Raw genomic sequence first — 5,229 nt, 5'->3', positions numbered from 1 at the left:
GGCACTCGCAGGCCCGAGGGTGTGGCGATGGTCGAAGAGCTTGCCGCGCAAGCCAGTTCGCTTGCGGGCCGGCCGGTGGAGGTCGCGTTCGTCGACGTGCTGGGCCCCACCCCCAGCGAGGTGCTGTCGCGGGCGAGGGCGACCGGCCGGCCCGCCATCGTGCTGCCGGCGTTCTTGTCGCGCGGCTATCACGTCCGTGCCGACCTGCCGGCCCACGTCGAGCTGAGCGGCCACCCGAACGCGATCGTCACGCCGGCGCTGGGCCCCAGTGGCCAGGTCGCCCGGATCGTCGGTGACCAGTTGGTGAAATGCGGCTGGCGGCCCGGTGATTCGGTGATCCTCGCGGCGGCGGGAACATCGGACGCCAGGGCGCGCGCCGACCTGCACACCACCGCCACCCTGGTGTCGGCGCTGACCGGGTCGCGCGTGAGCCTGGGCTTCGCGGCCACCGGGGATCCGCAACTGCCGGAAGCGGTGGACGAGGCGAGGCGCCACGCGCCCAACGCGCGCGTCGTGGTCGCCTCCTACCTGCTGGCCGACGGCCTGTTCCAGGAACGGCTGCACGCCTGCGGCGCCGACCTGGTCAGCCGGCCGCTGGGGACCCATCCCGGGCTGGCGCGCCTGATCGCCAGCCGATTCCGCCGGGCCATGCCGCCGGTGCTCGCGCCCACCGCCCGGCACGCTTCGCGGCGACCGGCCGCGCAGCGGTTGGTCCACGACCGCGTCATGCGGCCGAATCCGGTGGCTTAACAGCACCGGCCGGCGAGACGCGCCGGGGGCGGCGACGCTTGCTCTTTACTTCGATACGGGCGATCCTGACAGCATGCCCCGCCGCGAAGAGCCATCGCACGGGCTGCTTGACCCGGTAGCCAAGATGCTGCGGTTGCCGTTCGGCACACCGGAATTCATCGACCGAATCGTCACCGGCGGGGTCAACCAGGTGGGCCGTCAGACGCTACGCATGCTGATCACCACGTGGGACGCCGCCGGCGGCGGCCCCTTCGCCGCCAGCGCGATAGCTTCCACCGGGATGGCCAAGACCGCCGAAACCGTGCAAAGCATGTTCATCGGGCCGGTTTTCGGCCCGCTGCTCAAGATTCTGGGTGCCGACAAGGTAGCCACCCGGGCCTCGCTGTGCGCCTCGCAACTGGTGGGCCTGGGCATCATGCGCTACGGCATTCGCTCCGAGCCGCTGCATTCGATGTCGGTCGACGCGATCGTCGACGCCATCGGCCCGACGATGCAGCGCTACCTCGTCGGCGATATCACCCGCTAGGCGGCGATCCGACCGACCTGGACGAAGCCGTCGGCGGTGACGCGCGCCGGGTACACCGGCACCGAGAAGTTCGGATCGTCCAGGCATTCACCGTCTTCCAGCGAAAAGGCCTGCTTGAGGATCGGTGACTGGACCGCCACCCGGCCCCCGCGGTCGCCGACGATCCCGCGGGAGAGCACGGCCGCACCCGAGAACGGGTCGACGTTACCCACCGCGTACACCGAGCCGTCGTCGAGCCGGAACAACGCCGCCTGGGAACCGTCGTCGAGCAGCACTCCGACGCCCCGGCCCGGGATGAGCCGGTCGTATTCACAGGCCGTCGTCCACACCTGAATATCGTTGAGAAGTGTCATGATTCCTCTCCAGCTCCCGTACGGATCTTCGGCATGCCGATGGACACCGGGATTTTGCGCCCGGCGTGCTCGGTGAATTCCACCGTCGAGTCGACGGCGTCGGGGGCGTTGACGAACGAGACGAAACGCGACATCTTGTCCGGGTCGTCGAGCACGCCCTTCCACTCGCACTTGTAGTTCTGCACATGCCGCTCCATTGCGGCCTCGAATTCGTCGGCCAGGCCCAGCGAGTCCTCGCAGACGACCTCGCGCACGTGGTCGAGGCCGCCCTCGAGCGAATCCACCCACGGGGCCGTGCGCTGCAGCCGGTCGGCGGTCCGGATGTAGTACATGACGAACCGGTCGACGTAGCGGACCAGCGTCTCGGTGTCCAGGTCGCTGGCCAACAGCTGGGCGTGCTTGGGCGTCATGCCACCGTTGCCGCCGACGTAGAGGTTCCAGCCCTTTTCGGTGGCGATGACGCCGACGTCCTTGGAACGCGCCTCGGCGCACTCCCGCGCGCAACCCGAGACGCCCATCTTGATCTTGTGTGGCGCCCGCAGGCCGCGGTAGCGCAGCTCCAGGTCGATCGCCAGCTGCACCGAATCCTGCTGGCCGTACCGGCACCAGTCGGTGCCGACGCAGCTCTTCACGGTGCGCAGCGCCTTACCGTAGGCGTGCCCGGATTCCATGCCGCCGTCGACCAGCCGGCGCCAGATCTCCGGCAACTGGTCGACCCGGGCGCCGAACATGTCGATCCGCTGGCCGCCGGTGATCTTCGTGTAGAGACCGAAGTCCTGCGCGATCTGGCCGATCAGGATCAGGTGCTCGGGCTTGATGTCCCCGCCCGGCACCCGCGGCACCACCGAGTAGCTGCCGTTCTTCTGGATGTTGGCCAGGAAGTGGTCGTTGGAATCCTGCAACGAGGCTTGTTCGCCTTCGAGGATGTGGTCCGAGCCGGTGGAGGCCAGGATGGACGCGACCACGGGTTTGCAGATGTCGCAGCCCTTTCCGCGGCCGAAGCGCTCCAGCAGGCCGGAGAAGGTCCGGATCTCGGTGGCCGAGATGATCTCGAAAAGCTCCGCCCGCGACTGGCTGAAGTGCTCGCAGAGCGCCTTGGACTGTTCGACGCCCTCGGCTTCCAGCAGCTGCTTGAGCAGGGGCACGCACGAGCCGCACGACGTGCCGGCCGCGGTGCACGACTTGAGCGAGGGCACATCGGCGCAGCCGTCGGCGATGGCGCACTTCAGATCGCCCTTGGTGACGTTGTTGCACGAGCAGATCTGCGCGGAGTCCGGCAGCGCGCCGACTCCCAACGCGGGAGCCTCGCCGGAAGCCGGGGCGATGAGGGCGAGCGGATCGCCCGGCAGCTCGCTGCCGACCATCGGCCGCAGCACCCCGTACGACGAGGCATCGCCCACCAGAACGCCACCGAGCAGGGTCTTCGCGTCGTCGGACAGCACCAGTTTGGCGTAGGTCTTCTTGACCGCGTCGTTGATGGCGACTTCGAGGCAGTTCTCGGTCACGCCCATCGCGTCGCCGAAGCTGGCCACGTCGACACCGAGCAGCTTGAGCTTGGTCGACAGGTCCGCTTCGCCGAACTCCGCGGCGCCGTCGAGCAGGCGGTCGGCCACCACCTCGGCGGAGGTGTATCCCGGCCCCACCAGGCCGTAGCACCTGCCGCCGATCGCGGCGACCTCGCCGACCGCATAGATGTCCGGATCGCTTGTGCGGCAAGCCAAGTCGGTAAGCACGCCGCCGCGCTCGGCAAGTTCCAAACCCGCGGCCCTGGCCAGCTCGTCACGCGGCCGGATGCCGGCCGCGAAAATGACCAACCCGGCGTCGATGACCTCGCCATCGGTCAGGCGCACCCGCACCGACGACACTCCGTCGCCGTGGTCGATCGTTTCGATCGACTCCGTGCCCGTGCCGACGTGCACCGCGATGCCCAGGTCGCCGACCATCTTGGCCAGCAGGGCGCCGCCGCCCTCGTCGATCTGCTGGGCCATCAGGCGCGGCATCATCTCGACGACGTGCGTCTGTAAGCCGAACTGGCGCAACGCATTAGCGGCCTCCAGACCCAGCAGACCACCGCCGATCACGACGCCGGCCGGGGTGCGACCAGCCTCGACCGTGCGCTGGGCGTCTGCCCGGATGGCGTCGAGGTCATCCAGCGTGCGATACACGTGGCACGCCGCCAGGTCGTGGCCGGGCACCGGCGGAACGAACGCATACGACCCGGTGGCCAGCACCAACGTGTCGTAGCCATGCCGTTGCCCGTCGGCCGTAACAACCGACTTCGCTTCCCGGTCGATCTCGGTGACGCGAGCGTTCAGCACCAACCGAACCCGATCGTCACCCGCGTAGTCGTTGCCCGGCAGCGCCAGCAGCTTGCGATCCCAGCTCTCGGTGTACGAGGTGAGGCCAACGCGGTCGTAAGCCGCGTCGGCCTCCTCAGCCAAAACCGTGATGCGCCAAAGCCCCTCGGCGTCACGCGCCCGGAGCGCCTCGACGAGCCGGTGTCCCACCATGCCGTGCCCGACTACGACGATGTGACCGCCCGCACACTGAGCACGCGAAATCCCGTCTGCAGCCATGGCTTTGAGGTTAGCGGCCAGAAATTACCGCGATTTCGCCCAATGTGACGGTCCTATGACGAGGATCTCACAACTCACAGGGAGCCCTGTGAATATTCGTTCGCCCAAGGCGAACGCCTAGGTGGAACTTTAGCGTGGTCGACTCATGTTTCTCGTTATGACCGGCCGTAAGGGCGCCGGGCACAGCAAACCCACAACAAAGCTCAAGGAAGTACAAGGAGATCCCCATGAGTAACCTCGCACTGTGGTCGCGACCGGCCTGGGACACCGACCGGTGGTTGCGCGACTTCTTCGGCCCCGCCGCCGCGTCGGACTGGTACAAGCCAGTGACCAGCGGTTTCAACCCCGCCGCCGAGATCGTCAAGGACGGCGACGACGCGATCGTACGTGTCGAGCTTCCCGGCGTTGACGTCGAGAAGGACGTCAACGTGGAGGTCGACCGCGGCCGACTCGTGATCCACGGCGAACGCCGTGACGAGCACGCGGAGGAGAAGGACGGGCGGACGCTGCGTGAGGTGCGTTATGGATCCTTCCGCCGGTCGTTCCAGCTGCCGGCCCACGTCACCGGCGACGCCATCACGGCCTCCTACGACGCCGGCGTGCTGACCGTGCGGGTCACCGGCGCCTATGCGGGGAGCCAGGCGCGGCGCATCGAGATCACCAAGTAAGAGGTGGGCGACTATCCGGCGGGGTCCACCGACCCCGCCGGATTTCTCTGCCGCGCAACCATTTCCGCCGTGATCAGCGCCAGCGCGCCAGCAATTCCCCGGCCCGGGCCGCCAGCGCGGCCTGGAAAAAGGGGCCGAAGCTGATCCGGGCGACACCCAGCGGCCCGAAGGACGCCGGGTCGTCCTGATCGGGCAGCGCGATCGCGTTGACCGGCAACGGCAGCTCTGCGGCCAAGCGGCGCAACGTCTCCGGATCGTGCCGGCCCACCGGGTACGGCACATCGGCGCCCGCGTCCGCGGCCTCCGTCAGCCGTGCGATCGCCCGCTCGACACGGTCCGCGTCGTCGCCGTCCTTG

General features: G+C 68.4%; 6 protein-coding genes. 3 read left to right on the top strand and 3 right to left on the bottom strand.

Going from position 1 to position 5,229, the window contains the following annotated elements; genetic code table 11:
* Window positions 1–750, top strand: a 750-nt coding sequence (locus A5711_RS19595) for a sirohydrochlorin chelatase (RefSeq protein WP_067949430.1), incomplete at its 5' end; no start/stop codon positions are given.
* 73 nt (window positions 751–823) lie between these two features.
* Window positions 824–1,276 (top strand): hypothetical protein, encoded by a 453-nt coding sequence (locus A5711_RS19590; RefSeq protein WP_067949428.1) that lies wholly within the window; start codon window positions 824–826, stop codon window positions 1,274–1,276.
* On the opposite strand, the gene nirD is transcribed toward A5711_RS19590, so the two are convergent.
* Both nirD and nirB read right to left on the bottom strand, forming a co-directional pair.
* The gene (gene nirD / locus A5711_RS19585) at window positions 1,273–1,629 is read right to left on the bottom strand and encodes a nitrite reductase small subunit NirD (RefSeq protein WP_067200568.1); all 357 of its coding nucleotides are present in this window, start codon (window positions 1,627–1,629) and stop codon (window positions 1,273–1,275) included. The two genes, A5711_RS19590 and nirD, sit on opposite strands and share 4 nt — an antisense overlap.
* Entirely contained in the window at window positions 1,626–4,205 is a 2,580-nt protein-coding gene (gene nirB / locus A5711_RS19580) for a nitrite reductase large subunit NirB (protein WP_082953525.1), read from the bottom strand. Before nirB ends, nirD begins: the two co-directional genes overlap by 4 nt.
* 227 nt (window positions 4,206–4,432) lie before the next feature.
* Here nirB and A5711_RS19575 point away from each other — a divergent pair, with 227 nt between their 5' ends.
* Window positions 4,433–4,873, top strand: coding sequence for an Hsp20/alpha crystallin family protein (locus A5711_RS19575; RefSeq protein ID WP_067949425.1), 441 nt, complete (start codon window positions 4,433–4,435; stop codon window positions 4,871–4,873).
* Between the two features lie 73 nt (window positions 4,874–4,946).
* Here A5711_RS19575 and A5711_RS19570 read toward each other — a convergent pair.
* A partial coding sequence (locus A5711_RS19570; RefSeq protein WP_197520831.1) for an isocitrate lyase/phosphoenolpyruvate mutase family protein occupies window positions 4,947–5,229 on the bottom strand: 283 nt, incomplete at its 5' end.

This window comes from Mycobacterium sp. E2238, assembly GCF_001672665.1.
In the GTDB taxonomy this organism is placed as follows: Bacteria; Actinomycetota; Actinomycetes; order Mycobacteriales; family Mycobacteriaceae; genus Mycobacterium.
The sequence above is the reverse complement of the archived record's forward strand: the minus strand, read 5'-3'. Positions and strand labels throughout refer to the sequence as shown.

Excerpts from the sequence above, each read along its gene's own strand:
- A5711_RS19575 (WP_067949425.1), top strand. The coding sequence starts at position 4,433 with ATGAGTAACCTCGCACTGTGGTCGCGACCGGCCTGGGACACCGACCGG.
- nirD (WP_067200568.1), bottom strand. The coding sequence starts at position 1,629 with ATGACACTTCTCAACGATATTCAGGTGTGGACGACGGCCTGTGAATAC.
- A5711_RS19590 (WP_067949428.1), top strand. The coding sequence starts at position 824 with ATGCCCCGCCGCGAAGAGCCATCGCACGGGCTGCTTGACCCGGTAGCC.
- nirB (WP_082953525.1), bottom strand. The coding sequence starts at position 4,205 with ATGGCTGCAGACGGGATTTCGCGTGCTCAGTGTGCGGGCGGTCACATC.